Source organism: Vibrio sp. 1978 (genome assembly GCF_033344345.1).
Map to the genome: position 1 here is coordinate 1 of NZ_JAWPOP010000157.1, position 1,050 is coordinate 1,050.

Sequence of the window (1,050 nt, forward strand, 5' to 3'; positions counted from 1 at the left end):
AACCCACCCCCTCGCGTAGAAGCAAAGGCTTTGACATTTTTAGGTGCAGACTAGCTAGGAATGATTGCCTTCATCTTAAAACTCGTCCGGTAGACCGTATTCTTCAGTGTCTTTACGCAACGCTTCAGTCATAGCCACCATATCGTCTGGCACTGGAGCATGGAATTCCAGTTCTTCACCAGTGATAGGGTGTTCAAAACGAAGCATTACGGCGTGTAGCGCCTGACGATCGAAACCACGAATCATGTCCGTCAGTTCCTGCGATGCACCAGTAGGAATACGTGCACGACCACCGTAGGCAGTATCACCTAACAGAGGATGCTGTAGGTAAGACATATGAACACGGATTTGGTGAGTACGACCCGTTTCCAAACGCAGACGGATACGCGTGTGCTCACGGAAGTGTTCTGCCACACGGTAGTGCGTTACCGCAGGTTTACCCAAAGGAGCTACAGCCATGAGTGTGCGTTTAGTCGAGTGGCGACCAATTGGTTGATCCACTTTACCACCCGCAGTCATACGACCGATTGCAATCGCTTCGTACTCACGCGTGATGTTGCGTTTTTGCAGGGCACGAACCAAACGAGTTTGCGCTGGAACGGTTTTCGCCACAACCATCAGACCTGTGGTGTCTTTATCAAGACGATGTACGATGCCCGCTCGCGGTACTTCTGCGATGTCTGGGTAATGATGTAGCAATGCATTCAGCACGGTACCATCTGGTGTACCAGCACCAGGGTGAACGACGAAGTCACGAGGCTTATTGATTACGATGATGTCATCATCTTCGTAGACGATATCTAATGGGATATCTTGTGCTTCCCAGCGTTCTTCATCTTCCAGCTCGGCTTGCAAAGTAATTTCCTCGCCACCCATTACTTTGGTACGAGGTTTAGTGACAACTTCACCATTCACTTGAACTTTCCCGTCCAGCAACCATTCTTTCAGGCGCGAACGAGAGAAGTCAGCGAACAATTCGGCGATAGCTTGGTCTAAACGTTGACCTAACTGGCTATCTTTTACGGTATTTGTTAATACAATCTGCTGAGC

General features: G+C 49.2%; 1 protein-coding gene. It reads right to left on the reverse strand.

Translation table 11 applies throughout. The features are described from left to right. Nucleotides 1-75: 75 nt before the first annotated feature. On the reverse strand, nt 76-1,050 hold a 975-nt coding region (gene rluD, locus R8N49_RS25175; RefSeq protein WP_318190218.1), incomplete at its 5' end, for a 23S rRNA pseudouridine(1911/1915/1917) synthase RluD.